This window comes from Camelimonas sp. ID_303_24, from assembly GCF_053543495.1.
Map to the genome: position 1 here is coordinate 1 of NZ_JBLLJM010000044.1, position 24,895 is coordinate 24,895.

A 24,895-nucleotide genomic window follows, 5' to 3' on the forward strand; every position below is an offset into this window, starting at 1 on the left:
AAAGAGCAAGGCCGTCCAGACTACCAGACAACCGCCAGAACGCAAACCAAAGAAACGCGAAACCCGCCCGATCAATCAAACCGGGCAACTTCCGCCAACTTCTCTCAGAAGGGTCTGGCTGAAACAGCGGGTGAACCCCGCCGCCGATGGGTGCCTTATAGGACCCACCACCCAATCATGTCAACGCCCCTTCATCCAATCGTCACCCAACCCCAACAAACCCTGTGGAGGTAACAAACGTAACGATTCCTATCCGACTGACCGCGTTGGGAATTTTCCAGCACACCCCACAAAACGCCCTGGGAAAACTTCTCGCCACACAGCGCGCAGGCCCCTCTCCGCCGCCTCTTCGCCCCTTGCATCCGTCTCTTCGTGGGCGGAAAATCCACGTCGATGGCTGATATTGTCGACGCCCCAACCCGCAGCCGGATGATGCGCGGCATCCAGGGCAAGAACACGCGCCCCGAAATGGCGATACGCCGGGCGCTGCATGCCCGCGGCTTCCGCTTTCGCCTGCACGATCGCAAGCTGCCGGGCGCGCCGGATCTGGTGTTTCCCAAATTCCGCGCAGTGATCTTCGTGCACGGCTGTTTCTGGCACGGTCACGGTTGCCACATGTTTCGCTGGCCGGCGACCCGCGCCGCCTTCTGGCGCGCCAAGATCTCCCACAACCAGGAAGTCGACGCCCGCGCCGCGAGCGCATTGCGCGCCGACGGATGGCGCGTGGCGGAAGTGTGGGAATGCGCCCTGCGCGGACGGCGGCGACAACCCATTGACGATATCGCCGCCACGCTGGGCGAATGGCTGGCGGGCGATGCGCCGCGCCTGGAGATTCCCGATGCCGGCGACATCGCCCTGGACGAGGAAACCATCCTTGACGACGATCCCGCCTGAACCTCAGCCGATCCGCGCCAGCAGCGCCGTGGCGTCATCACTCTGTTTGAAGCGCGGATAGCGCGTCCCGTCCGGGTCTTCCTGACGCTCAATATGGCGCAACTCCGCGCACAGGCTGGACAGCCCGCGCCGGACCGCAGCTTCGAGCAGGCCATCCGGTTCATATCGCTGGTAATGATCGACCAGTTCGGCGAAGCCATCGCTGCACAGCAACACAGTGACCGGCCCTGACAGGTCCAGCGCCCGGACCTGCAAATGATCGGCGGCTTCTGGAACGACGCCGACCAACCATGAGGGGCCGCCCGGACGGTTGTGCCACGTGCGTTTGCGCCGCAGTTCCGTCAACGCCTGAGCCTCATCATAGGCGGCGCCGGCGCTGCCGAAACCGCCGTTCCGCGCCAGCGCCGCTTTGGCCGAGGCGCGTTCATTTTCGCGCCGGTATGCGGCGGGCGTCCAGCGCCATGTCGCGCCCGCGCCATCGCGCACGAAGGCCACAGTATCGCCAAGCCCAAACAGGTCCGCGCCCTCCGGGGCGACGCGCACGCCAAGCAGGCTAGCCACCGGATTGCGCCAGGGCTCCGGCACATCGCCCGCCATTTCGTGAAACCGCCGCGCCGCCTCAGCGATAGCCGGGCGCAACGCCCCGGCGACGGAAATCGACGGCCCCAGATTCTCCCGCAATTGCGCGCTGACGCATGTCGCCAGCCACGCTGCGTCGGTCAGCGGTGGCGGCGCGACGGATGGTCCAAGCGTGGTCGCGCCATCGAGCACGAAGGCGGCGCTGGCATTCCAGCCATGGGCGTCCTCGTTGATGCGACCAGGGTGGCCGGCGTCCGTCAGGCTGTCGATGATGTGGAGTTCAGGCATCGGGTCACGGCTCCGCTTTCCCGGACTTGTCGGCACAAAGACTTGTCCGCACAAAGCAGGACCAGATCAAGCCGGCGGCTTCATGGCGGCCGGCGGCAAGCCCCCTTCCGGCGCAGTTTGCGCCAGCTTGCATGGCAGCCATGGCTTGAGGACCGCGGGAAAATGCGGAACCTTGCCGGGCGGGCGTCATTCGCCGGTTGGGATCACGACATTTCGCGGGGAGAGCAGGACATGACAGCGACCTCATCCAACGGAGCCCTGCTGGCGCGGCGCGCCGGCATCGATCTGCGCGATCCCTCGCTGCTGACCGATCACGCCCTCATCGCCGGGGAGTGGATCGCGCCCCAGTCCGGCCAGACAATCGCGGTGACCAATCCGTTTGACGGCGCGCTGATCGCCGAGGTTCCCGATCTGGGTGCGGATGCGGCCCGCCGCGCCATTGACGCCGCGGCGCTGGCCCAGAAGGACTGGGCGCGTCGCACCGCGCGGGAGCGCGCCCGCATCCTGCGCGCATGGCATGATCTGGTGATCGCCAACGCCGACGACCTGGCGCTGATCCTGACCAGCGAACAGGGCAAGCCGCTGGCGGAGGCGAAGGGCGAGATTGTCTCCAACGCCGGCTATCTCGAATGGTTTGGTGAGGAAGCCAAGCGCGTCAACGGCGACATCATTCCAGCGGCGGCCCCGGACCAGCGCATCATGGTGCTGAAGCAGCCGGTTGGGGTCTGCGCCGCCATCACGCCGTGGAATTTTCCCAACGGCATGATCACCCGCAAGGTGGGCCCGGCGCTGGCCGCCGGCTGCGCCATGGTGCTGAAGCCGGCGCAGCAGACGCCGCTGTCTGCGCTGGCCCTGGCGGTGCTGGCCCTGCGGGCTGGCGTGCCGGCGGCCCTGTTTTCCGTCATTACCGGCGAGGCGGAGCCGCTGGGGCTGGAGTTCTGCCACAACCCCAGGGTGGCCAAGATTTCTTTCACCGGCTCAACCCGCGTCGGGCGCTGGCTGCTGCGCGAGGCCAGCGACAGCGTCAAGCGGCTGTCGCTGGAGCTTGGCGGCAACGCCCCGTTCATCGTGTTTGACGACGCTGATCTCGACGCCGCCGTCGACGGGGCCATGGCCTCGAAATTCCGCAACTCCGGCCAGACCTGCGTCTGCGCCAACCGCATCTATGTCCAGGCCGGCGTCGCGGACGAATTCGCCCGCCGCCTTGCCGACCGCGCCGCGCGGTTGCAACTGGGCCGGGGAACCGACCCGAAAACCGAACAGGGGCCGCTGATCAACGAGGCGGCTGTGAAGAAGGTGGAGGATCACATCGCCGACGCCCTCGGCAAGGGCGCAACGCTGCTGACCGGCGGCAAACGTTCGGCGCTTGGCGGCACCTTCTTTGAGCCCACCGTGATGGCCGGCGTGACCCAGGCCATGAAGGTGACGAAGGAAGAAACCTTCGCGCCATTCGCGCCGATCATCGCTTTTCGCGACGAGGCCGAGGTGATCGCCATGGCCAATGACAGCGAATTTGGCCTCGCCGCCTATTTCTACGCCCGCGACATGGCCCGCATCTGGCGCGTGGCGGAGGCGCTGGAGAGCGGCATGGTCGGCGTCAACGCGCCATCGCTCGCCAACGACATGGCGCCGTTCGGCGGGGTCAAACAGTCCGGCCTGGGACGCGAAGGCTCGAAATATGGCCTGGAGCCATATCTGGAACTGAAATACGTGCTGCTCGGCGGCGTCGCGGCGGGCTGAAACGCAGCTTTCCGGCCACGGTCCGGTCACGGGCCTTTCGCCGCCCCGGTCGTGGTCGCGGCGGCGGGCCGCAGGGTGGCGACCGGGCCGGAGCGGATGGCCGCCGAGAAGTCCTCATGGGCCGGCGCCTGCTGGCCGATGGCGGAAATCCGCGCCCGCTTCTTCACCTCGTCAAGCGGCAGGGTTGTGGTGATATAGCCATGATCGTACAGGTAATCGGGCAGGTAGCCCGAGAACAGGATGCGCCAGTCAAGACTGGCCCCGGGCGCGAGGGTGCGCGCCAGCCGGTACACTACGGTGGTGCAGTTGCCGCGTATCGTCTCGTACCATTCCGGCCGCGCCGCCAGGCGGTTGCCGTATTCCAGATAGGACAGCAGCAGGGCGCGGCGGAAGCTGTCGTCCGCATCCACTGGAAACAGCGAAACGTCTTCCTTGCGGTAGTTGGTGCGCAGCCGGACGATATCGCGCTCGTCCGCCGCGATCAGCACCATCTCGTACTGCTTGAAGAAGCCGCCGATGGACGAGAACTCCTCGCCGCGCTCCCGACGGATTTCGGCGGAAAACACCAGATGCTGGCCATCGCGAAAGCCGAAGCTCACAAGAGTATGGGCGATCGCCGGGCTGTCCCAGACCGATGTGAACACATCCAGGCTGTCGAGATCGGACAGGCGGTAGGTCCGGGTTTCCCAGCGCGCGACGCCGTCATGCTCCGTGCGCCAGTCAAAATTGCGCACGTTGCGCAGGGTCAGGATGTCGCCGTCGATGGTCGCCGTCACGCCATGGGCCACATCCGCCGCCCAGTCGCGATCATTGCGGGGCGCAATGCCGCCCCACCACACCGCCAGAGCCACGAAAATGGCGACCAGGGCGCCCGTCCCGGCCAGACGGCGGCGGCCAAACCACAACCAGACCGCCGCCGCCGTGGCGACGATCAGCGCGACGATGGCCACCGCTCCCGGCATGACGCCGAACTGGTAGCCGAGCGCCATGGAGCCAAGACCCGCCAGCAACAGCGCCGCCAGGGAAAACACCACATGTCCGGCCAGCCTGATAACCACCAATGCCCCCCATTGTGCATTCTCAAACGAAGTGGACGCCACTTTGCATAAGAAAACACGCATGGAAACAAATGAACGGGCGAAACCCTGGTTCAGGATGAACGCTATTTCATTCTGGCCAGCGCCACATCTGCCCGCCGCGGCAGTCTGGCTGACGCCGCAGCCATGCTCAACGATTGCCGCAAAATCGCACGGTTGCGCCTTCCGCAGAACGCGAAAGCGCGGCTGATCATTGCGCGAATGGCTGGAGCCAGATCCGCAGGCGCCGGATCGGGACCTTGCCCGCGCCTGATAATCTGGCGCGTTTTGTCCGCGCCTGCTGACGCGCGCTGGCGCCCATTTTGCGGGAAGCGCTATAAGCACATCGCACAATGCTGGCGCCCGACAGCCAGAGGCGCCGCAACAACCGGAAACGCCGATGATCAAACTGACATTCTGCCTGGTGCGCCTGCCCCATCTGACCCGAGCTGAATTCCAGAGCTACTGGCGCGAGAAACACGCGCCCCTGGTGCGCTCCCACGCCGAAACGCTCCGGCTGCGCCGCTACGTGCAGAGCCACACCCTGCCGGAGGACGCCGCGCCCTGGCTGGCGGCCTCGCGCGGCGCGCCGGCGGAATTCGACGGCGTCGCTGAACTCTGGTGGGATTCGATGGCGGATTTCACGCGCCGCAGTCCAGACAGCGCCGCAGCCGGCGCTGCTTTGCTCGCCGACGAAAAGACCTTCATCGATCTGGCGAAATCGCCGATTTTCGTGACCGAAGAGTTTGAAGTCGTACCGGGCGGCAGATAGGCCGACCGAAGGCTGCGCGCGGCGCTGGCATTGCAGAAACAGGCCTGCTCCAGCCGCCTGCGACCGGCACTCCGACAGCAAGCGCCGCGCCAGCAGCGATCGCGGTGCTTGCCCGACGCCACAGAGCCCTTTTACAGGGCGCTTTTCTGGGTGCGCTCCCCCGGGCTTCCCCCTGCCCGCTCTGGCCGGCCTGCGGCGCGCGCGCACCAGTACTGGGCGATCCGTCACGCGCAGGGGCGCTGATTTGCTGTCGGCCGAAACAGCCGCCGCGCTGAACCTGCGGCCCGGCCGTATGCGGGCGCGCCCTTGCCAGCTTCGCCGGATCGGCCCGCGCCGACGTATGGGACGGGGCGCGACCACGTTGAACAGAAAGTAAATTTGAATATATTTCAAATATATTGAACTTATTCATGACGCATGCAACTTTAAGCAATCCAAATTCCCTGCGAACGAGCGCCCCATGTGGTTTCGCGCAACAAATCACGGCCTGCCTCGCGCCATTCTGCTGGTTGCGCTGATTGCGCTGGCAGGCTGCATGCATGATGACGCGCCAACGCCGGCCGGCGCCGCACCCACGAAGCCCGCGGCATTTGCCCAGCACCTCGATGCGGGCGACCAGTTGCGGGTCACGGTGTTTGGCGAGGACCGGCTCACAGGGTCATTGACGGTGGAAAGCGATGGCCGCATCGCACTGCCGCTGGCCGGGCCGGTGGAGGTCGCGGGCCTGACGCCTCAGGAAGCCGGCCAGCGCATCGCCCGACAGCTTGGCGGGCATCTGGTGCACCCGCGCGTGACCGTGGCTGTTGTTGCCTGGCGGCCGGTTTATGTGACCGGCGAAGTTGAGCGCGCCGGCCAGTACGCCTGGCAACCGGGGCTCAATCTGGCCAGCGCCATGGCGCTGGCCGGCGGCGCCACCCGCCGGGCCAGTCGCGACGAAATTCTGGTGCAGCGCGCTGGCAGGGGACCACTGGTCGCCATGCGGCAGTCTCCTGAAACGCCCGTCCACCCGGGTGATCTGCTCAAGGTGCCCGAGCGGTTTTTCTGAAGCGATTCCTGAGGAACGGCAGCTGTTCTCAGAAACAGGCGCAGCCACTCCGGGCAACGCCGCGATGCCCAGCCCAGGGTGATGAAGCCCTTCGTGATGAAGCCCTTGGTGATGAAGCCCTTGCAGCCAGTCGTGAAGGCGCCGTCGCCAATGCGCCAGCGCCTTCACAATCGGGACCGGACGCCGGCCTGGGACCGCAGGGCGCAGGTGGGCATGCCAGCCCCGGCTGACGGGTTGGCATGGGCCGCGCCCGGACGCCCCTGCCCGCGGGAACGTCACTGTCAGCCGGGCCGGCCCGACCGCCCGGCGGCCTGACCCTGCCGGGTAAAAAACGTCAGCTGGTCAACGCAAACGAGCGCAGACCAGCAGCATGAATCGGCAACCCACAACCAGCAACAACCAAATTGATACAAATATATATAATCATCATTATTGATTAAAATTAAAATACATTTGAATATCACTTCACGATGCTGAACCACCGCAACCACCCTCCTGTCAGCCTGATGCCCGTTACTGGTGCGAACGCATGTCAGAATCGGGTCGCCCGCGACCAGCACAGGCGGGCGCAAAATACACCTGCGGCCAATTCTTCCGGTCCTCGGGCGCTGTATGCGATGCGATCGGGCGCGGCGCCCGGTCAGCCCGGCGCGCGCATCCACCCTGTCTCGCGACCTGGGGCCGACTGGTGGTCTGGCGCCCATTCCTGGTCTGGCGGCTACTCCTGGCCCTGTATCCGCGCCTGGTTTGGCGCCCGCTCCGGTCTGGCGCTGGTGCCGGCCTGCGCCGCCGGTTTGGGGGCGCAGCCGGCCCTGGCCCATGAGGATATCTGGAGCCGGATGTGGATGGGCGAACCCGCCCTGATGCGCGACGGGGGACCGGCATGGGAAAAGCCCCGTTCATGGTCTCCAGCATCAGCAGCGGCGCCCCTGAGCGCCGGCGCGGCGACAGCGCCCGCCCGGCCCTTGCAGGACAGGGAGACGCGGCGCGACGCCGATATGGCGCGACGTCCCACCACCACGATTGCCGGCTGGGATATTTATGCCAGCGTGAGGCTGGACGCCGTCAACGACAATGGCGGCGAACCGGCGGCCAGTCTGCGCGCCCGTCCCGCCGCCCTCCTCACCCGTGATCTGGGGAGCGTACGGCTCTCGGCCCATGGCGCCGTTGACCTTCCCCTTTACGCCTCACAGGCGACGCCTGGCGCGGGCTATCGTTTCGGCGGCGCCATCAGATATCAGCCGGCAAATGATATGTGGGTCGACATTGGCCTCGAGGCAGCGCGGCTGGAGGCTGCGCGGCTGGGGCTGGCCGCCGGGCCCATCGCCCCAGGACCCGGCAGCGGCTTTTCCGGGGATGGACGCCAGTTGGCCTGCGGCTCGGCCCGCGTTGATCTGGCGACCTGCGAACGCCTCGCCGGCGGCATAAGCGCGGTGAAACAGGCGGGAGATTTCACCTTCACCGCGCAGGGCGCCGCCGCCAGCAGTCGCTGGTCCTCGCCCCTGATGCGGCAGGTCGGGGATGACGGCGTCCTCTCCGGGGCGTTGCGCGCGTCGCGCCGGTTTTCCCACCAATTTGAGCCCTATGCGGAAATAGCGGCAACCCGCTGGCGCACGGAAAATGGCGCCGCCGGACGCGAGCGACTTGTCGCCGGCGCGCTTTTTCCGGAGATCAGCCTCTTCTCCGGGAAAATCTATGCGGGCATGGACAGGCCGGCGCATGGCGCCGTGCTGCCGGTTCTGGGCGGGGCGCTCTCCTGGAGCCCCAGACGGAGTCTCGTATTTGCGGCGCGCGCCGAAACCGGCGCGGCCGATGGCCTGCCGCCCGACGCCGGGTTGGCGGCCCCGGTCCAACGCATTGCCTCTGAAAGCCATTGGCGGGCTGGACGGCAAACCCTGCTGTCGCTTTCGGCCCGCTGGACGCCCGTCGCCACGCTCAAACTGACGCTCGCCGCCGCCTGGGAGCGCGCCCGCTGGCGCCCCCTGCCGCCTTCCTCATTTTCCTCCTCCGCCGCCCGCGACGACCACACAACCAGCGCCACGGCGGCGCTGGCCTGGGCGTTCAGTCCGGAATGGCTGGCGCGTCTGGAAGTGGCGGCGATCCGCCAGACCTTTTCCCCGGGCCAGCCGCAACGGCGCATCGTCACCGTGCTCAGCGTGCAAAGGATGCTGTAATCATGAACATGTTCCATGCAGGCGCGGGCGAGCGGCCGGCCACCTCCCACGCCACTGGTCCTCGCGGCATTCCGGCCCACCCGCCAGCACGCCTGAAGGTTGTGGCGGCGTCCGCTGCCTCTACCGCCCCCTGGGGCCGCGAGCTGGATGCGGTCACGGGCGAGCGGCATTCCGACAACGCGCCGCCGGTTTTTCAGGACCTGCGCCGTTTCCGCGTACCGCCGGGTTTCCGGGGGCGCAGCCTCGTGGTGGTGGCGTTATGGCGCATCGCCCAGGCCAGCCTGTTTGCCTGGTCGCCACAGCCCCTGCATGGCTGGCGCCGCCAGATCTTGCGGCTGTTTGGGGCCCGGATTGGCGCCGGCGTCCGCATCATGCCGTCGGCGCGCATCGCCTACCCGTGGAAGCTGTCGATTGGCGACCACGCCTGGATCGGCAGCGGGGCGGAACTTTACAACCTCGCCCCCATCGCCATCGGCGCACACGCGGTCATTTCCCAGCGCAGCTATCTCTGCGCCGCCGGCCATGCCGTTGATCGCGCTGATTTTCGTTACACGACGGCCCCGATCGTCATCGGCGACCAGGCCTGGGTCGCCATGGACGCCATGGTGGGCCCTGGCGTCGCCATCGGCGACGGCGCCGTGCTCGGCGCCCGCTCGTCCGCCTTCCACGATGTTCCAGCCGGCGTCATCGCCATGGGGTGCCCCGCCCGGCCGGGGCGACGTCGCCCAGCGGAGCCAGCCTTGCCTGGAGGAGCCCATGCCCAGCGCCCCGAATATCCAGCCAGCCCCTCCCCGTCACATTCTGCTCGGGCCGCTGCCGCCGCCAGTGCATGGATACGCCATGGCCATGCGGGGCCTCGCCAGCCTGGCTGAACAGGCGGGCGCAAAGCCGGTCGTGTTCAACCTGGCCGCGCCAGGCTCCCGAACGAACCCCGCCTACCACTGGCGACGGGCGCGGCGCGCGGCGGCGGCGGCGCTCGCCCTGGTTCAGGAGCGGCGACTGCGCGGCGATCCGGTGCGCGTCCACATTGGCTGCGACGGCGGCGCCGGCCTGCTCTACGCCATGGCGCTCGCCGTCGCGGCGCGACTGGCCGGGTGCAGTCTCGCCTTCCATCATCACAGCCACATCGCCCCGGACCGGCGGCGCCCCCTGCTGGCCGCCCTGCTGAAGCTGGGCGGCCAGCAGGCCGTGCACGTGGCGTTGCGGCGCCCCATGGCGGACGCCCTGCGCCAGCGCTATGGCCGTTCGCTGCGGCTCACCACTTTGTCCAACGCCGCGTTCATCGAGCCCGCGGCCATGGTTGAGATCATGGACAGCGCGCGCGCCGGCCGCCCGCTTGTTATCGGCATGATCAGCAATCTGTCGCCGGCAAAGGGACTGGACCTGTTTCTTGCCCTGGCCGGCGCCCTGGCCGCCCAGCACGGAGTGCGTTGCCTGCTGGCCGGGCCTGTCGCCTCGCAGAAAGACCGCATGGCCATCGACCAGAGCGTGGCCGCGGGCGAGGTCACATGGCTGGGGCCTGTCGACGGCGCCGCGAAAAGCGCATTCTACCAGCAGATCGACCTGCTGGTTTTTCCAAGCCGTTACGCCAATGAAGCGGAGCCCCTGGTGGTGCTGGAGGCCATGGCGCAGGGCGTGCCCGTGCTGGCAACGGACCGGGGCTGCATTCGCGATCTGGTGGGCGATGCGGGCGTCGTGCTGGCGTCGGAAAGCCATTTCGTCCCGCATGCACTGGAGCTGATCGGGACCATCCGCGCTGACCCCGCCTGGCTTCCGGCGCATCGCAGGAATGCCCTGCGCCGTTTCCGGCGCGAGCGCGCGACAGCCCTGGCCCAGGCCGCGCGTTTGCTGGGCGCGCCGCCCCTGGCTCCGGCGCCCGTCGAAATGGACGGGCATCATGGATGACGTCGCCATCGCCCTGATTATCGCCGCCGAACTGATCATGCTTCTGGGGCAACGTCGCCAGGCCCGCGGCGCGCCGGCGCTGCTGTTGTTCAGGCTCTATCTCGTGGCCGCCCAGGCAATGGCCTGGCTGGTCAGGCTCGACCTTGCCAGCCATGAGATGCTGGACCTCTATGGCGGAGCCGATCGCGACGCCGATCTCCTTGTCGCCATTGTCGCCGCCGCCATCCTGTTTCTGGCCACGCGCCTGCTGGAAACAGCCAGCCGGCTGTCGCCATCCCAAGGCCGCGAAACGCCGGCCTCAACACTGATGGCCGCCGCCTGTGCGACCATCTGGGCGGCGCTGTTTCTCGCGGCGATGCCGACGCTGGACCTGGAGCGGTTGTGGGCGGCGTCCCACTATCTGGACCTGACGGATCCGGCAGTCATGACGCGCGGCGCCCCCTCAGCTCTGGCGCTTGGCGCCTTGCCACTCACAGGCGCCGCTGCGGCGGCCATGGCTGCGGCGATGATCGCCGCGCCAGGCCATTCCCGTCCGCTGGCGGCGTTGCTGTTGCTTCAGGCGCTTGTGACGACGATCTGGCTGCTGGCGGCGCACTCCCGCGCGGCGGCGCTAGCGCCGGCCGCTTTCACATTCTTCACGCTTGCCGGCTGTGGCTGGCGCGCCGCGCGGCTGCGGCTGACGCTGGGCGGGCTGGCGATCCTTGTCGCTCTTGCCGGAGCGCTGGCCGGCCGCAACAGCGGCGAGCATGGCCTTGCAAGTCTGGCGCTCCTGCCCGGACAGATCGCCCGGACCGGCGAATGGGCTCCCCGGCTCGCCGGCAACATAACGGAGGGCATCTTCGCCGTCGCCGCCGGCATCGGCGAATGGCGCGCCGCCGCCTCCGGGACCATTGCCTTCCCGGACCGCTATATCTGGCTCAGTTTCTCGCCCCTGCCGTCGGCCATCGACGGCTTCGCCGACATTCTCGACGCCCAGGTCCGGTTGCACGCCTTCGCGCCCATGCCTGGCTATGTGGAGCTGGCGTGGTTCGGCGCCGCCAGCCAGCTGGCGTTCGTCGCCCTTGTCGCCTGCGCCTTTCGCATGGGCGCGCGGGCGGCGGGCGTCTCCCCTCTTCCCGGCGCGGTGGCCGGCATGCTGGTGATGGCCTGCCTGTATCTGATGGCGGCCTATCCGGTGCGCACGGCGCTCAAGCCCCTGTGGCTCAGCCTCGCGGTGAGTGCGGCGGCGATGATCACCGCAGGCTGGCGGCTCCCGGCTCCGCGTTCGGGCGAGGCGGGCGCATGACGCCGCGCCTGGCGCCCCCCGGGGATGTCCGCCTTGCCGGTCCCGGCGCGCATCCGGCCGGTGAGACGCCGGTCGCGGCGCGCGGCGTGAACGCATTGCGGCGCCATCGCCCCGCCATGGCGGGCGGCGCGGCGCTCGGCCTGCTCGCTGCGGTCATCGCGCTCGTCTGGCTTCCCCAACAATGGCAGGCATTCGCCGACATCGAGCTGACGCCATCGCGGACCGGGGCGAGCGGGCGGATGGACGATGGGGCCGGCCTGCCGGAGGCAGCCGTCGAAAATCAGGGGCTCATGGCGCTGTCGCGCCCGGTTCTGCTCAGGGCCCTGGCCAGTGCGCCAGGGCTGGGCGCCGCGCGCCATCGCGATCCGGCCCTGACCTTGCAAGACCAGCTTGCGGTTCGCCGCCTGCCGCGCACCATGGTCTGGCGGATCACCGCCACGGCGCATGCGCCAGACATCGCCGCCGGCCTTGCCAATAGCGTGGCCAACGCCTGGGTCACCGAGCATCGCCAGCTGAAAATTGATGCCGCCACCCGGCTCGTCGGCAGCCTGGAAGCACGCCTGCCGGCGCTGGAACAGCAATTGCAGGCTTCGGAGCGTGCGGCGGCGCTCTGGCGGCGGCAACATGCGCTGGTGGCGGGGGGCGACGCCAGCGGCGCCAGCCTGGCGGAGAAGCAACTCGCCGACATGAACGCGCGCCTGGCGCAAGCCCGCGCCGCCGCCATCAACGCCAGAACCCGCCTTGAGCGCTTCTCGTCGGCAACGCCGGGCGATGACAGTGAAAATATCTCTGCGGCGGTGCAGGCCATGCGCCGGCAGATGACGGATCTCGCACGGCGCGATGCCGATCTGGCCACCCGCTATGGCCCGCAATACCCGGAGCGCGCCGCCATGCGCGCCCAGATCGGCGCCATGGCCAGGGAGATCAGCGCCGAGCGCGAGCGGACCATGAAGACATTGCGGGCCGAAGCTGACATCGCCGCCGCGCGCGAAACCGCCCTGCGCCAGTCGCTCGACGCCAGCCAGACGGAAGCGGCGCCCCAGGGGGCGGCCAGCGATGCGGCAATCAGGTTGCGGGAACTGGAGCGGCAGGCTGGCGCCGACCGGGCAGCGTATGAGGCGGCGCTGGCCCGTCTGCGGCGGTTGCAGGAATTGACCCAGGTCGCGGAACCTGAAGCCCGCATCATGTCGCCCGCCGTGGCGGAAGCGGCGCAGCGCCTCGCGCCCCCCGTTCCCCTGATGATCCTCGGCGCGGTGGCCGGCGCGATCACCGTTCTGGGCGTTGCGCTGCTGCGGGAAAGCATGCTCGATCCCTGCCTCTCTCCCGAGCAGGTCGCAGCGGACCTCGGCATCGCCCGCGTCACCGGGGCGCCAATGCTTGGCGCCGGCGAGCGCAAGGCGCGCGGTCATGTCATGCAGCCCGCGACAACCGTCGCCCTGCGCCCGCAGTCGCGTTTCGCCGAAAGTTTCCGCGCCGTCCGGATGAGCCTGGAAGCGACGCGCGCGCATCCCGCCCTGGCAATGGCTCCGGCGCTGCCAGAGCCCAGGCGCGGCAGGATCGTGCTGGTCACGTCCGGGCAACCCGGGGACGGAAAAACCACCACGGCCATCGGCCTCGCCCTGTCACTCGCGGAGGCGGGACATCGCGTCGTTCTGGTCGACGCCGACCTGCGCAACGCCGGGCTGACGCGTTTTTTTGACCTGCGCGCCCATTTGGGGCTGACAGACATGTTGCGGGCCGGCGCGCCATTTGCCAGCGCCAGCGTGCGCCGGGCCAATGTGGCGGTGGTTCCCGCCGGCGCCATGGCCGGCGGGGCGAACCCCCCGTTGTCGCTTGTCGATATCTCCGCCGCGCCATTGCTGCGCCGAATGGCGCTGGCGTTCGACCATGTTGTTGTTGATGCGCCGCCCATGGATGTGACCGAAGACGCCAGCATGCTGCTGCGCACGGCCGACACCGCCGTGCTGGCGCTGCGCTGGGGCCGCACGCCGCGCGGCCTGGCGCGGCGCATGGGCGCGCGTCTGGCCGCGCATGGCAAACTCGGCGCCGTGATGCTGACGCGGGTCAATCCGGCCCGCACCCCCCGCTATGGGCCGCCGGGCGCTCATGGCGAGGCCGCCACGCGGAGATATTTTCATGGCTAGAGCGTTTCCCAACCAGACGGAAGCGTCCGATCGACCGGAATTCGCCCATAGTAAAGTTTCTGGCCGGAGGCTCCCCGGACCTACACAACCGGCCAGTCCAGCAAGCTGGCCAACGCGCCGCGCGCCCTCGTCTACGGCATGAACCACGCGCCAGAGATTGTCGGGGTCGGTCGCTATACCGCAGACATCGTCAACGAACTGGCGCGGCGCGGTTACGCGGTCAGCGTCATCACCGCGCCGCCGCATTATCCCCACTGGGACGCCCGCCCGTGGCGGGAGCAGGGGTTTCGCAACCGCTACGCGCGGGAAGAGCGTGATGGCGTGACGATCTGGCGCTGTCCGCTGATCCTGCGGCGGCCCATGCGCGGGGCATGGCGCCTGCTGGCTCCGCTGGGCTTTGCGATCACCTCGGCCCCCGTGGTGATCTGGCGCATTCTGCGCGACAGGCCCGGCCTGGTTGTCTGTGTCGAGCCCACCCTGCTGGCGGCGCCGGCGGCGGTGGCGGCGGCCCGCCTGACAGGCGCCGGGCTCGCGCTGCATGTGCACGATCTTGAACCTGAGACCGCCGTTGGGGCCGGCGATGGCCGGGGCAAAAAATACGCCGCCGCCCTGGCGGCGCGCCTGACGCGGTTGCGCCAGCGGTTTCATGCCGTCGTCACCCTGTCCCCCGCCATGAGCCGGGCGCTGGCCCGCGGCGGCGTCGCCAGCAGCCGCATCCACCTCTGGCCCAACTGGATTGACGTTCCGCGCATCGCGCGCGGTCACGACCCGGCCCGCGCCGCCGCCTGGCGGCGCCTGGCCGACATTGGCGATGAAAAGCGCATCGTGCTTTATGCCGGCTCAATCAACCGCAAGCACGCGCCCCTGCTGCTGGCCGGGGCGGCGCGCCTGCTGCGTCACCGCGACGATCTGGTGTTTGTCGTCGCCGGCGATGGGCCATTGCGCGCCAACCTGGCGGCGGCAACGGCGGACCTGGCCAACGTCCGCTTCCTGCCGTTGCAGCCAGAGGAGGCCCTGCCGGCCCTGCTCCAGTTCGCCGACGTCCACATCATGCCGCAGGATCCGGCCTGGGATGGACTGGCGCTGCCCTCCCGCCTCGCCGGCATGCTGGCCAGCGGCAAGCCGGTGGTCATCACCGGCGCCGCCGATATGGAGCTGGCGCAGTTTCTCGGAACCGCGGCGCTGCTGTGCCCGCCCCACGATGCGGCGGCCCTTGCGGCGGCCGTCGTCCAGGCCCTTGCTCCAGGCTGCCCGGCGCAGACGAAACGTGAGCGCCACGCCCGCTGGCGCAAGGCCCTGCTCCTGGACCGCCGCCGCTGTCTCAACGGCGTGGTGGATGTATTGGAGAATGTGGCGGCGCATCATGCCCGCCCGGCCCGCGATGGGCCTGCCACGCCAGGGAAGACAGGCCAGGAAAAACCGACGAGGAAAACCTGGCAAGGGAAGCTGGCAAGGGAATCTGGCGGAAATGCTTTCCCTGGATGACCGCCCCGCCAACATGGCCAGAACGCGTCGCCCCGGCAGGAGCCCGACGTAGCCAGACGACCAGCCAGCGATGTCGCAACCGGAGCCATTGCCGGAACAGTTTCCAGCAGGAGGCGCGCATCATTTCGTCAGAAAAACCACCCAGCCCGGAACAACCGCGCGCGATTTCGTCCCGCGTTCACAGGGTCTGGCCGATCCGGACAGATAATCAGGGCACGTCAGCCAGAGTTCTTCAGCCACAGTTCTTCGGGCGAACTCTGGCCCGCGGGGCGCGGACCAGCTCTGTGGTTGCGCGCATTTCCATCACGAAAAGCGCTGCCCGTCTTGCGAAAATGCGCCGGCGCAGTCTCAGCGGACGCGCGCGAGCGTGGCGCGCGGGGTGCGGCGCTCCACAACCACCTTGCGCTCGACCACAACCTGGCGGGCCGTGCTGGAGCGGGTGGAAATGGTGAGAACCTTCTGCGGCCGGACCCGGGCCAGTTCGGTCGCGACCGGCCGCACGTCCTCCTCCGGCACGCCCATCAGGCTGGCGGCAATGGCGATGCGCTCCTCGGCATCGTCGGAGAGATCACTGGCGGCCGCCAGCGCTTCCGCGATGGTCGGCGGTTCATGGCGAACCCGGAGCGGCGGGAGGTCTTCGCGCTTCTTGTCGATGATGAGCGGACGATTTTGCATGATTGCGGTGCTATAGCATGAGTTGACGCAATGAGCATTGCTTATGGCGACGGCAAGCCATGCTCCCTGGGGGAAGCAGAGGAAAAGCCGGACGCACGGCTTCTGCTCCGCATGTCTCTCTCATGGCCCGCAACAGTGGCCCGAATATGTCAGCCAGCCGGATCCGCGCATGCAAACGTCCGGCTCCGGCATCGCGTTACACGACCTGGCCGCGTCGCGACGCTCCCGCCACCCTGCTCAGCCAATCGCCGGCAACACGCGCGGCACGGCCAGCAGCGCAAGAGTGACAAACGCAATCAACGCATAGCACAGGGTGTTTACAGCCATGGGAGCTTCTCGGAATGACCCGGAACCGGGATCTGGTTGAGCGGCGGAGAAAACGGGCCGCCTCTATGTTGATGATTTACGGCAAGTTGGTGACCGCGAAGTAAACAGTCGCCACTTACGATAATTAACCTTAACTTTTCAACAGGAAGGCCTGCATGACGGCGCGGGCGTCGTCTGCGACCGATACGCCCCTGCCGTCACGGGCGTAAACCAGCGTGGTGTTGGCCACCGCAATGCACCGCCCGGGCTGAAACAGGGCTGACGCATAGACGAAAGACGTGCGCCCCAGATGGGCAATGCCGGCGGCGGCGGTGATATCGCCCGGATAAAAGCCCTGCGCCACGAAATCGATGCTGACGGCGGCGGTGAGCAGTTGCACGCCGCCCGAAGGGCGCACGATCGCATCCTCGCCGAACACCCGCATGTTGAGGCTCGCCGTCGTCTCTTCAACAAAGCGCAGCAGGGCGACATTGTTGATGTGATGGTTGGCGTCCAGATCGCCATAGGTGGCGCGGATGACGAAAGAAAATGGATAGGCGTCCGGGATCAGGCGGCCCGGAATATCCCTGATGCGCGTCATGTCTGCCCAACCTGTTGCAAAACTGCCGGCTAATCCGGACGCAAGTTCAGCTGTCCTGCGGCAGCAGGTCCGGCCGGCGCGCCCGGGTGATCGCCAGCGACTGCTGGCGGCGCCAGCGCTCTATGCGGCCATGGTCGCCCGACATCAACACCTCCGGAACGTCCTGCTCCTCCCAGCTCCGGGGCCGGGTGTAGTGCGGATATTCCAGCAGGCCGTTTTCGAAACTTTCCTCGCCGGCCGAGGTAAACGCCCCCATGACGCCGGGAATCAGCCGGACGCAGGCGTCCAGAATGGTCAGCGCCGCCATTTCGCCGCCGGAGAGGATATAGTCGCCAATCGACACTTCCTCGAGATCGCGGCTGGCGATCACCCGCTCATCCACGCCCTCGAAACGGCCGCAGACCATGATGACGCCAGGTCCGTCGACCAGCGCATGCACCCGCTTCTGGGTCAGCGGGCGGCCGCGCGGCGACATCAGCAAACGGGGGCGCGCGTCATCAGCCGGCGCCGCGGCGTCGATTGCCGCCGCCAGCACGTCAGCGCGCAGCACCATGCCGGGGCCGCCGCCGAACGGCGTGTCGTCCACCGCCTTGTGCCGGCCAAGGCCGTGATCGCGGATATTGCGCGCCTCAAGGCTCCACAGGCCGCGCGACAGGGCGTCGCCGGCCAGGGAGGCGCCCATGGGGCCGGGAAACATCTCCGGATACAGGGTCAGCACGCTGGCCCGCCAGGGCGCGCGCGCTGGCCTCTGAGCTGTGTCGCCCGACTGGAATCCATCAGTCACGATGCAGCCCCGTCGCCGGCAGAACCACGCGGGCCGTTATCCTCAGGGCCCTGGTCATCCGTCCCCTCGCCATCGGTCTCCTGGCCATCGCTCAGGAACGGATCGGGCGTCACCACCAGGCGGCGGCCCGCGATGTCGACCACCGGCACGAAATCGCGCGTGAAGGCAACCATGACGGAGCCGCGCTTCTCCCCAACTCCTGCTGGAGCGCCTGTCCCGGGCCGGATCTCGATCACGTCGCCAGCGCCAAAATCGTGCACGGCGATGACATCGCCAATGCGGCGACCGTCATCGTTCTCCACGGCAAGGCCAACCAGATCGGCCAGGTAAAACTCGTCTTCATCGTCCAGCTGCGGCAGGCGGTCCCGCGGCGTGAACAGCCGCTGGCGCGCCAGCGCCTCGGCAGCGGAACGGTCGTTGACGCCCTCCACCTGCACGATGAACATGTCCGCCTCGCCGCCAGGGGCGGGGCGCAGGCTGGTCAGGCGCAGCGGACGCCCGTCAGCGCTTATAAACGGTCCATAATCGCGAACGCTGGCCGGATCGGCCGTCCACGACTTGAGGCGGACCTCGCCCCGGACGCCGTGGGCGCGGCCAAATTCGGCCACCACCACGCATCCTTCGGGGGTGCGGGAGGGAGCGGACCGCCCCCTCTCACGCGAATCGTCAGCCTTTGCCTGCGGCGCAGCGGCGGGCGCGCCCGCGCTGCCTCCGGGTGCGGAGGCAGGCCTGTCAGATGCCCGCGAAGCGGGCGGGGCGCGGAACCGCCTGGTCATCACGAATTACGCAGAAGCCTCTTCACCGCCAGCGGCGGCTTCAGCGGCCGCGGCTTCAGCGGCGGCGCGCTCCTTGGCCTTGGCGCCTGGCTCACCCTTCTTCGGGTTGCTGCGGGCTTCGCGCTTCAGCACGCCGGCGTTGTCGAGGAAACGCAGCACGCGGTCGGTCGGCTGGGCGCCCTTGGCCAGCCATTCCTTCGCCTTCTCGACGTCGAGCACGATGCGGGTGGCGTCGTCCTTGGCCTTCAGCGGATCATACGAACCCAGACGGTCGATGAAACGGCCGTCGCGCGGCGAACGGGCGTCGGCCACGACGATGCGGTAGAACGGGCGCTTCTTGGCGCCGCCACGGGCGAGACGAATTTTCAGAGCCATTGGTATCTCCTGGGAATGCTCGAAAGTTCAAAAACTGTTCCGCGACGCGGTCCGGCTGGACCGCGCCCGGCAAACGGGTGTGTGAAGACGGGTTTTTTGAAAACGGCGCCTATTTCTTCTTGCCGAACGGCAGCTTGCCCAATCCGCCGAGACCGCCAAGCCCTGGCAGGCCGCCTTTCAGCGCCTTGCCGAAATCTGGCGGCAATTCCGGCATCTTGCCGCCCTTGCCCATCTGGCCCAGCGCCTTCTGCGCTTCGGCCAGCATTTCCGGCGTCGGACCGCCAGGGGGCATGCCGGGCATGCCGCCCGGAAGACCGCCTGGCAAACCACCGCCGCCAATGCCAAACATGTTGCCGAGGGCCGCGCCGAGACCGCCGCGACCGCCCTTGCCCATGGATTTCATTACGTCGGCCATCTGCCGGTGCTGCTTCAGCAACCGGTTGACGTCCTCCACCTTCACCCCGGCGCCGGCGGCGACGCGCTTCTTGCGCGAGGCTTTCAGAACGTCGGGATTGCGCCGCTCCTGCGGGGTCATCGACATGATGACGGCGCGCTGGCGGCGGAAGATGCTGTCGTCGATATTGGCCTGCTCGATCTGGCTGCGGATCTTGCCCATGCCCGGCAGCATGCCGAGCACGCCCTTCATGCCACCGACCTTTTCCATCTGCGCCAGCTGGTCGGCCATGTCTTCCAGGTCGAACTTGCCCTTGCGCATCTTCTCGGCGATGCGCTGGGCCTTTTCGGCGTCGATGGTCTCGGCTGCTTTCTCGACGAGCGAGACAATGTCGCCCATGCCGAGAATGCGGTTGGCGACGCGCTGGGGATGGAACTCTTCCAGCGCGTCAATTTTTTCGCCGGTGCCGACCAGCTTGATCGGCTTGCCGGTGACGCCGCGCATGGAGAGCGCCGCGCCGCCGCGGCCATCGCCATCCATACGGGTCAGCACGATGCCCGTGACGCCAACCTTGCTGTCGAAGGCGCGGGCGGTGTTGACCGCGTCCTGGCCGGTCAGCGCGTCGGCGACCAGCAGCACCTCATGCGGATTGGTCGCCGCCTTGACCTGGGCGACCTCTTCCATCAACTCCTCGTCGATGGTGACGCGGCCGGCGGTGTCGAGCATCACCACGTCGTAGCCGCCGAAACGGGCGGCCTCCATGGCGCGCTTTGCAATTTGCACCGCGTTCTGACCCGGCACGATCGGCAGCGTCGCCACGCCCACCTGCTGGCCCAGCACGGCCAGCTGTTCCATGGCGGCCGGGCGGCGGGTATCGAGCGACGCCAGCAGCACCTTGCGCTTGTTGCGCTCGCTGAGCCGGCGGGCAATCTTGGCTGTGGTGGTGGTCTTGCCCGAGCCCTGCAGGCCGACCATCAGCACCGGCACCGGCGGCACCGCTTCCAGATCGAGCGTTTCGCCTTCCGCGCCGAGCATGGCGACCAGCTCGTCATGGACGATCTTGACCACCATCTGGCCCGGCGTCACCGAGCGGATGACCTCGGCGCCGACAGCGCGGCTGCGCACCCTGTCGGTGAACGAGCGCACCACTTCCAGCGCCACATCCGCCTCAAGCAGCGCCCGGCGCACCTCACGCAGGGCGGCGTTGACGTCGTCCTCCGACAGCGCGCCGCGGCGCGTGAGGGAGTCGAGGATGCCGGAAAGCTTCTCGGAAAGGCTCTCGAACATTATTCGGAATTCCCTGCGGTTTCGGCCCGGCGCACCGCCAGCGCGTCCTCAAACTGGCGCACGGCCCTGGCGAACTGGTCCCGCAGTTCGGCGCTGGCGAACCCCACAACCGCGCCAGCGTAAAGCGTCAGGCCATCGGCGCTGATTGGCTTGCCTGTCCACGGGCAGACGGCGTTGATGGAGTCGTTCACGCCCGGCGCCCCGGCGGGCGCGCCATGCGATCCAGCGTTTATGTCGGCGGAATGCCCCAAAAACCCGTCTCCAGTTTCACCGGCAGCAAAGCTGCGCGAACAATGCGGCGCCCGGCGGATGTGCGCAAACGCCAACAGCGCCCGAGGGCGCATCGCGCTGTCGGACGTTGACCTCCGGAGAACCTGTGCAAGGCCCCTGCCGGTCGGCGGCTCGCGAACAATCGTTCGGGCAATCTCCATGCTAATGGGCCGTAAACGCCTGAGAGTCAAGAATCACCCCGGCGGGCCGCTGCTGCGCCGGCCTGCACAACGGCGACAGGCGGGCGCCTCGCGTCGCCGCCGCGCGCCTTCACCGGGCGGGCTTGCCAGCAGGGCCGTCTTTCGGCGACGCCGGATCAGGCGTCGTCGCCGGGGTTTGCCCTCCGGCGGCATCCGGCTTCTGCCCGGCCTGCGGCGGGTTGACCGGCGCGGAATTCGCAGGGTTCTTGCCCGCATCGCCGCCAGCCGGCTTCGGCTGGACATAGATATTGATCTGCAGCGTGGCGTCGGACGGATCCTTCGGATCGGTCACATACTCCTCGATGAAGGCGTCCTGAGCGGCAATATTCCTGGAATCGAGATAAGCAGTGATCGCCTCATAGGTGGTGTCGATTTCCTCATAAGGCGCCTTATGGGTGAAGCGAATTGCCTTGCCGGCCGGCGATTCGCCGAAACGCACGCCGCCGCCAACCTTCGCCGCATCGGCCGGCGCGGCCGCCACCGGCGTCATCGCCTCAAAGCTGAAACCATTTTCATCGGTGGACACGAACACCGCCAGCGGCCGCCCCCCCGGTTTCACGCCCGCTTTCGCCAACTCTGCGGCAATGGCGTCGAAGCTGTCGAACAGGCTTTTGAAACCATCATCCCAGCTGCTGCGGCCGGACAGGATCGCCATGGTGCGCTTTGGCAATTCAACTTCATCAATATGCCCGGCCTCGGCCGGCGACGGCAACAGGGTCGGCAACCCCGCATAGGCCGTCGGGCCACGCGGCGCCGGCGGCGGTCCTTCGGCCCCACGACGCGGCTTGCCGTCATCAGGCTCCGGCAGCGTCGCCGCGTCCTCGTCCGTGCCTTCGCCGGCCGGCCCCACGCGCCCGTCATCAGACGGCCCGCCGTTTTTCTTCAGGTCGTTGCCCTGATCTTTCACGACCTGATCTTTGGCATCCTGGCTCTGGACGGCCGGCTTCTGGGCATCCGGTTTCTGGGCGCCTGCAGCCGGCTGCGCCGCCCCAGGCTGCGCCATGGCCGGCGAAGCGGAAGAGGCGCCCGATCCTGGCGGGGTAACGGCGGCGCCCTTGCCATCGGCGCCCTCAGCCCGGGCCGCCGCCGCGCACAGCATCACGGCCAGAGCCAGCAGCGACGCCAGCATCAACCTGGCGGACCCGGACCAACCGGGGTCCGCCACGGTGCGCGCGAACGCGCGGCCGCGTGAAGCCTGGGTCCCCATCCGCCGAATAGCCGCCTCACATTCCATGCGCTGCATCGCCGATCACCATTTTCGCGCCCTGCGGCCGCTGCTGCGACCTTCAGCCCGACCCCACTCCTGGCCAGACCGCACCCGTCAGGAATCATCGCCGGGAGGGCCATCGCCAGAATCGTCCACGCGCCCTGCGGCGGAATGTAGGCCGCTTTGCGTCAACGTGCGAGCGCCCGCACACAAAACCCGGCGCTGGCGCACAACAGCCTGCGAACCTGGCAAACGCACCATGCGGGCCGCTCCCGCTCACGCGCGATTGCAGCATCATTCAGGCAGGACAGCTCCACTGGCAAAGCTGGCTTTTTGCGGCCGCCGGAGCCATATAGGGGCCATGCTTTAGCAGGGCGCTGTCCAGGTCGCATTGACGGCCGCGCCCGAAAACAGGATTTCGCACGCCATGGCCGCCGCCTCGCCCCTCGCCGGCTTTCCCTTCCTGAAGATGAACGGCATCGGCAACGAAATCCTGGTCATGGATCTGCGCGGACGCGACCACATCATCACGCCCGCCGAAGCCCGCGCCATCGCCGCCCGCCAAAGGTCGGGTTTCGACCAGTTGATGGCCCTGCACGATTCTGACAGCGCCGCCGCCTTCATGCGCATCTATAACAATGACGGCTCGGAAGCCGCCGCCTGTGGCAACGGCACGCGCTGCGTCGCATGGGCCATCGGCCGCGACGGCGGGCCGGAGCGCGTGCGGCTGGAAACGTCCGCCGGCGCACTGGAGGCGCAGCGGGTGGATGAGGCCCGCTACACCGTCGACATGGGGCCGCCGCGCCTTGACTGGCGCGACATCCCCCTCGCCCACGATGTCGCCGACATGGACGCGATCGCCGTCGACCTTCCCGGCTGGCGCGCGCCTGGCCCCGCCTCGGCGCTCGGCATGGGCAACCCGCATCTGGTCTGCTTCGTCCCCGACCAGCAGAGCTATGACCTTGCGACCCAGGGTCCGGCGCTGGAGCGGCATCCACTGTTTCCGCAACGGACCAACGTCTCCTTCGCCCAGGTTCTGGATCGCGGCCACATCCTGCTGCGCGTCTGGGAGCGCGGCGCCGGGCCGACGCTGGCCTGCGGCACCGCCGCCTGCGCCACCGCCGTGGCGGCCATGCGTCGCGGCCTCACCGATCGCGAGGTTGCCATCGACCTGCCCGGCGGCCAGTTGACCGTCGCCTGGCGCGAGAGCGACAGCCATGTGCTGATGACCGGGCCGGCCGAACTGGAATGGGAAGGCCGGTTGCCAGACGATTTTGCCGCTGGGCCCACGCCGGACGCCGCCTGATGTCCGTCGAGGTTGTCACATTCGGCTGCCGTCTCAACGCGGCCGAATCAGAGACGATGAAGCGCCACGCCCTGGCGGCGGCTGGCGGCGCGGGGCCTGTCGTCATCGTCAACACCTGCGCCGTCACGGCGGAGGCAACCCGCCAGGCCCGGCAGACCATCCGCCGGCTTGGCCGGGAGAACCCCGGCGCCACCATTGTCGTGACCGGCTGCGCCGCCCAGGTCGAGCCCGCGACGTTCAGCGCCATGCCAGAGGTCGGCCACGTCATCGGCAACGCCGAGAAGATGCGCGGCGACGCCTGGCGATCACTGCTGGCGCCGGGCGCGGCCGAAGCGCCGCGCACGCTGGTCGGCGACATCATGGAGGTGCGCGAAACCGCGCCGCATCTGGTCGACGGCTACGCGGTGAAGGCGCGCGCCTTCATCCAGGTGCAGAACGGCTGCGACCATCGCTGCACCTTCTGCATCATTCCTTACGGTCGCGGCCCATCCCGCTCCGCCCCCATGGGCCTGGTGGTGGATGAGGTGCGCAAGGCCGTGGCGCTGGGCGCGGCGGAAGTGGTGCTGAGCGGCGTCGACATCACCAGCTACGGCGATGACCTGCCAGGGCGACCGCGCCTCGGAACCCTCGTGCGCCAGGTGCTGAAGCACGCGCCCGAACTGCCGCGCCTGCGCCTGTCGTCAATCGATTCGGTCGAAGCCGATCCCGATCTGATGGCGGCGCTGGCCGACGAGCCGCGACTGATGCCGCACCTGCATTTGTCGCTGCAGGCTGGCGACGACATGATCCTGAAGCGGATGAAACGCCGCCACAACCGCGCCGACGCCATCGCGTTCTGCGCCGAAGCCCGCCGCCTGCGCCCCAATGTGGTGATCGGCGCCGACATCATCACCGGCTTCCCGACGGAAACCGAAGCCATGTTCCAGCGCTCCCTGGACCTGGTGGCCGAATGCGGCCTCACCCACCTGCACGTGTTTCCGTTCTCCCCCCGCCCCGGCACGCCGGCGGCCCGCATGCCGCAGGTGAACCCCGCCGAGGTAAAGGACCGCGCCCGCCGTCTGCGCGCCGCCGGCGACATCGCGCTCAAGGCCTATCTGGACAGCGAGGTCGGCCAGCGTCGCCGCGTTCTGGTCGAGCGGAAACAGGCCCGCACCGAAACCTTCACGCCCGTGCGCCTGAGAACCCCTGCCCCCTACGGCGCGATCATCGACGTCACGATCGCCAGCCACGACGGCCGCAGCCTGATTGGAACGTGAGCGCTAGGTGTTTGATCCCATGGTTTGATGGTGCGATCCCTTCTTTGGAACGGAAGGATGCCCTATGGGAC

Annotated in this window: 22 protein-coding genes; 12 read left to right on the forward strand and 10 right to left on the reverse strand. The window is 68.2% G+C overall.

What is annotated here, in order from left to right; translation table 11 throughout:
- The first annotated feature begins 393 nt into the window (after positions 1-393).
- Positions 394-894, forward strand: a complete 501-nt coding sequence (locus ACERNI_RS17565) for a very short patch repair endonuclease (RefSeq protein WP_448834523.1) — start codon at positions 394-396, stop codon at positions 892-894.
- 3 nt (positions 895-897) lie between these two features.
- Here the strand turns inward: ACERNI_RS17565 and ACERNI_RS17570 are convergent, their stop codons facing one another.
- Positions 898-1,761: a protein phosphatase 2C domain-containing protein gene (locus ACERNI_RS17570; RefSeq protein WP_448834524.1), complete on the reverse strand. Its 864-nt coding sequence runs from the start codon at positions 1,759-1,761 to the stop codon at positions 898-900.
- 231 nt (positions 1,762-1,992) lie between these two features.
- Between ACERNI_RS17570 and ACERNI_RS17575 the strand changes: the two genes are divergently transcribed.
- Complete coding sequence (locus ACERNI_RS17575; protein WP_448834525.1) at positions 1,993-3,501, forward strand: NAD-dependent succinate-semialdehyde dehydrogenase; 1,509 nt, start codon at positions 1,993-1,995, stop codon at positions 3,499-3,501.
- A gap of 26 nt (positions 3,502-3,527) precedes the next feature.
- Here ACERNI_RS17575 and ACERNI_RS17580 read toward each other — a convergent pair whose 3' ends face one another.
- On the reverse strand, positions 3,528-4,559 hold the full coding sequence (locus ACERNI_RS17580) for an Lnb N-terminal periplasmic domain-containing protein (protein ID WP_448834526.1): 1,032 nt from the start codon (positions 4,557-4,559) through the stop codon (positions 3,528-3,530).
- Between the two features lie 418 nt (positions 4,560-4,977).
- On the opposite strand from ACERNI_RS17580, the gene ACERNI_RS17585 reads away from it, so the two are divergent.
- The 8 genes from ACERNI_RS17585 to ACERNI_RS17620 all read left to right on the forward strand — a co-directional run bounded on the left by ACERNI_RS17585 (position 4,978) and on the right by ACERNI_RS17620 (position 15,387).
- Positions 4,978-5,349: an EthD domain-containing protein gene (locus ACERNI_RS17585; protein ID WP_448834527.1), complete on the forward strand. Its 372-nt coding sequence runs from the start codon at positions 4,978-4,980 to the stop codon at positions 5,347-5,349.
- 460 nt (positions 5,350-5,809) lie between these two features.
- Positions 5,810-6,394 carry a polysaccharide biosynthesis/export family protein gene (locus tag ACERNI_RS17590; RefSeq protein ID WP_448834528.1) on the forward strand — a complete coding sequence of 195 codons (585 nt, stop codon included), beginning with the start codon at positions 5,810-5,812 and terminating at the stop codon, positions 6,392-6,394.
- Between the two features lie 617 nt (positions 6,395-7,011).
- Positions 7,012-8,568, forward strand: a complete 1,557-nt coding sequence (locus ACERNI_RS17595) for a hypothetical protein (RefSeq protein WP_448834529.1) — start codon at positions 7,012-7,014, stop codon at positions 8,566-8,568.
- Between the two features lie 2 nt (positions 8,569-8,570).
- A complete protein-coding gene (locus tag ACERNI_RS17600; protein ID WP_448834530.1) occupies positions 8,571-9,440 on the forward strand; it encodes a WcaF family extracellular polysaccharide biosynthesis acetyltransferase in 870 nt (289 codons plus the stop codon).
- Positions 9,409-10,473, forward strand: coding sequence for a glycosyltransferase family 4 protein (locus ACERNI_RS17605; protein ID WP_448834531.1), 1,065 nt, complete (start codon positions 9,409-9,411; stop codon positions 10,471-10,473). The genes ACERNI_RS17600 and ACERNI_RS17605 overlap by 32 nt, the downstream gene beginning before the upstream one ends.
- Positions 10,466-11,758 (forward strand): hypothetical protein, encoded by a 1,293-nt coding sequence (locus tag ACERNI_RS17610; protein ID WP_448834532.1) that lies wholly within the window; start codon positions 10,466-10,468, stop codon positions 11,756-11,758. The genes ACERNI_RS17605 and ACERNI_RS17610 overlap by 8 nt, the downstream gene beginning before the upstream one ends.
- Positions 11,755-13,902 (forward strand): GumC family protein, encoded by a 2,148-nt coding sequence (locus tag ACERNI_RS17615; protein WP_448834533.1) that lies wholly within the window; start codon positions 11,755-11,757, stop codon positions 13,900-13,902. The genes ACERNI_RS17610 and ACERNI_RS17615 overlap by 4 nt, the downstream gene beginning before the upstream one ends.
- Positions 13,903-14,007: 105 nt before the next feature.
- Positions 14,008-15,387 carry a WcaI family glycosyltransferase gene (locus ACERNI_RS17620; protein ID WP_448834544.1) on the forward strand — a complete coding sequence of 460 codons (1,380 nt, stop codon included), beginning with the start codon at positions 14,008-14,010 and terminating at the stop codon, positions 15,385-15,387.
- A gap of 348 nt (positions 15,388-15,735) precedes the next feature.
- Here the strand turns inward: ACERNI_RS17620 and ACERNI_RS17625 are convergent, their stop codons facing one another.
- The 8 genes from ACERNI_RS17625 to ACERNI_RS17660 form a co-directional block, all read right to left on the reverse strand.
- Positions 15,736-16,062: a hypothetical protein gene (locus ACERNI_RS17625; protein ID WP_448834534.1), complete on the reverse strand. Its 327-nt coding sequence runs from the start codon at positions 16,060-16,062 to the stop codon at positions 15,736-15,738.
- Between the two features lie 457 nt (positions 16,063-16,519).
- Positions 16,520-16,969, reverse strand: coding sequence for an acyl-CoA thioesterase (locus tag ACERNI_RS17630; protein ID WP_448834535.1), 450 nt, complete (start codon positions 16,967-16,969; stop codon positions 16,520-16,522).
- A gap of 46 nt (positions 16,970-17,015) precedes the next feature.
- A complete protein-coding gene (trmD, locus tag ACERNI_RS17635) occupies positions 17,016-17,687 on the reverse strand; it encodes a tRNA (guanosine(37)-N1)-methyltransferase TrmD (RefSeq protein ID WP_448834536.1) in 672 nt (223 codons plus the stop codon).
- 62 nt (positions 17,688-17,749) lie between these two features.
- Complete coding sequence (gene rimM / locus ACERNI_RS17640; RefSeq protein WP_448834537.1) at positions 17,750-18,361, reverse strand: ribosome maturation factor RimM; 612 nt, start codon at positions 18,359-18,361, stop codon at positions 17,750-17,752.
- A 174-nt stretch (positions 18,362-18,535) separates the two neighbouring features.
- Positions 18,536-18,904 carry a 30S ribosomal protein S16 gene (rpsP, locus tag ACERNI_RS17645; RefSeq protein ID WP_448834538.1) on the reverse strand — a complete coding sequence of 123 codons (369 nt, stop codon included), beginning with the start codon at positions 18,902-18,904 and terminating at the stop codon, positions 18,536-18,538.
- Positions 18,905-19,013: 109 nt separating this feature from the next.
- Positions 19,014-20,585 carry a signal recognition particle protein gene (ffh, locus tag ACERNI_RS17650; protein ID WP_448834539.1) on the reverse strand — a complete coding sequence of 524 codons (1,572 nt, stop codon included), beginning with the start codon at positions 20,583-20,585 and terminating at the stop codon, positions 19,014-19,016.
- A complete protein-coding gene (locus ACERNI_RS17655; protein WP_448834540.1) occupies positions 20,585-20,776 on the reverse strand; it encodes a glutathione S-transferase in 192 nt (63 codons plus the stop codon). Before ACERNI_RS17655 ends, ffh begins: the two co-directional genes overlap by 1 nt.
- Positions 20,777-21,125: 349 nt before the next feature.
- Entirely contained in the window at positions 21,126-22,184 is a 1,059-nt protein-coding gene (locus ACERNI_RS17660; RefSeq protein ID WP_448834541.1) for a GyrI-like domain-containing protein, read from the reverse strand.
- Positions 22,185-22,689: 505 nt separating this feature from the next.
- Between ACERNI_RS17660 and dapF the strand changes: the two genes are divergently transcribed.
- Together dapF and mtaB are read left to right on the forward strand one after the other, a co-directional pair.
- Positions 22,690-23,568 (forward strand): diaminopimelate epimerase, encoded by an 879-nt coding sequence (dapF, locus tag ACERNI_RS17665; protein WP_448834542.1) that lies wholly within the window; start codon positions 22,690-22,692, stop codon positions 23,566-23,568.
- Complete coding sequence (gene mtaB, locus ACERNI_RS17670) at positions 23,568-24,824, forward strand: tRNA (N(6)-L-threonylcarbamoyladenosine(37)-C(2))-methylthiotransferase MtaB (RefSeq protein WP_448834543.1); 1,257 nt, start codon at positions 23,568-23,570, stop codon at positions 24,822-24,824. Before dapF ends, mtaB begins: the two co-directional genes overlap by 1 nt.
- The last annotated feature ends 71 nt before the right edge of the window (positions 24,825-24,895 follow it).

Excerpts from the sequence above, each read along its gene's own strand:
- dapF (WP_448834542.1), top strand. The coding sequence starts at position 22,690 with ATGGCCGCCGCCTCGCCCCTCGCCGGCTTTCCCTTCCTGAAGATGAAC.
- ACERNI_RS17585 (WP_448834527.1), top strand. The coding sequence starts at position 4,978 with ATGATCAAACTGACATTCTGCCTGGTGCGCCTGCCCCATCTGACCCGA.
- rpsP (WP_448834538.1), bottom strand. The coding sequence starts at position 18,904 with ATGGCTCTGAAAATTCGTCTCGCCCGTGGCGGCGCCAAGAAGCGCCCG.
- ACERNI_RS17570 (WP_448834524.1), bottom strand. The coding sequence starts at position 1,761 with ATGCCTGAACTCCACATCATCGACAGCCTGACGGACGCCGGCCACCCT.
- ACERNI_RS17595 (WP_448834529.1), top strand. The coding sequence starts at position 7,012 with ATGCGATCGGGCGCGGCGCCCGGTCAGCCCGGCGCGCGCATCCACCCT.
- ACERNI_RS17575 (WP_448834525.1), top strand. The coding sequence starts at position 1,993 with ATGACAGCGACCTCATCCAACGGAGCCCTGCTGGCGCGGCGCGCCGGC.
- ACERNI_RS17565 (WP_448834523.1), top strand. The coding sequence starts at position 394 with ATGGCTGATATTGTCGACGCCCCAACCCGCAGCCGGATGATGCGCGGC.
- ffh (WP_448834539.1), bottom strand. The coding sequence starts at position 20,585 with ATGTTCGAGAGCCTTTCCGAGAAGCTTTCCGGCATCCTCGACTCCCTC.
- ACERNI_RS17660 (WP_448834541.1), bottom strand. The coding sequence starts at position 22,184 with ATGCTGGCGTCGCTGCTGGCTCTGGCCGTGATGCTGTGCGCGGCGGCG.
- ACERNI_RS17600 (WP_448834530.1), top strand. The coding sequence starts at position 8,571 with ATGAACATGTTCCATGCAGGCGCGGGCGAGCGGCCGGCCACCTCCCAC.
- ACERNI_RS17630 (WP_448834535.1), bottom strand. The coding sequence starts at position 16,969 with ATGACGCGCATCAGGGATATTCCGGGCCGCCTGATCCCGGACGCCTAT.
- mtaB (WP_448834543.1), top strand. The coding sequence starts at position 23,568 with ATGTCCGTCGAGGTTGTCACATTCGGCTGCCGTCTCAACGCGGCCGAA.
- ACERNI_RS17590 (WP_448834528.1), top strand. The coding sequence starts at position 5,810 with ATGTGGTTTCGCGCAACAAATCACGGCCTGCCTCGCGCCATTCTGCTG.
- ACERNI_RS17625 (WP_448834534.1), bottom strand. The coding sequence starts at position 16,062 with ATGCAAAATCGTCCGCTCATCATCGACAAGAAGCGCGAAGACCTCCCG.
- ACERNI_RS17605 (WP_448834531.1), top strand. The coding sequence starts at position 9,409 with ATGGCCATGCGGGGCCTCGCCAGCCTGGCTGAACAGGCGGGCGCAAAG.
- ACERNI_RS17610 (WP_448834532.1), top strand. The coding sequence starts at position 10,466 with ATGGATGACGTCGCCATCGCCCTGATTATCGCCGCCGAACTGATCATG.
- ACERNI_RS17615 (WP_448834533.1), top strand. The coding sequence starts at position 11,755 with ATGACGCCGCGCCTGGCGCCCCCCGGGGATGTCCGCCTTGCCGGTCCC.